Source organism: Vibrio sp. 970 (genome assembly GCF_033339075.1).
Genome location: NZ_JAWOTW010000831.1, coordinates 1 through 514 on the forward strand (window position 1 = coordinate 1; position 514 = coordinate 514).

Sequence of the window (514 nt, forward strand, 5' to 3'; positions counted from 1 at the left end):
CCACGATGATCAACATGGTCCGGCTATCGTGACAGCTGCAGGTATGCTCAATGCTATCGAGCTGCAGGGTAAGAAGCTTGAAGATTCAACGATTGTTTGTCTTGGTGCTGGTGCTGCAGCCGTTGCGTGTATGGAGCTGCTTATCAAGTGTGGCGCAATGCGCGAGAAGATCTACATGCTGGATCGCAAAGGGGTGATCCATACTCGTCGTGATGATCTGAATGAGTACAAGCAACTGTTCGCAAACAATACAGATAAGCGCACACTAGAAGATGTGATCGAAGGTGCAGACCTATTCCTAGGTGTATCTGGTCCAAATCTATTGCCACCAGAAGCGTTGAAACTCATGGCTGACAAGCCAGTTGTATTTGCTTGTTCGAACCCAGATCCTGAAATTAAACCTGAGCTAGCACATGCAGTACGTGATGACTTAATTATGGGTACTGGTCGCAGTGATTATCCAAACCAAGTGAACAACGTGTTGTGTTTCCCTTTCATTTGCCGTGGTGGGTTA

1 protein-coding gene is annotated in these 514 nt (G+C 47.1%); it reads left to right on the plus strand.

All coding sequences use genetic code 11. The features are described 5' to 3' along the window. The coding region (locus tag R7Q11_RS29445; RefSeq protein WP_318094496.1) for an NADP-dependent malic enzyme at positions 1 to 514 on the plus strand (514 nt) is incomplete at both ends.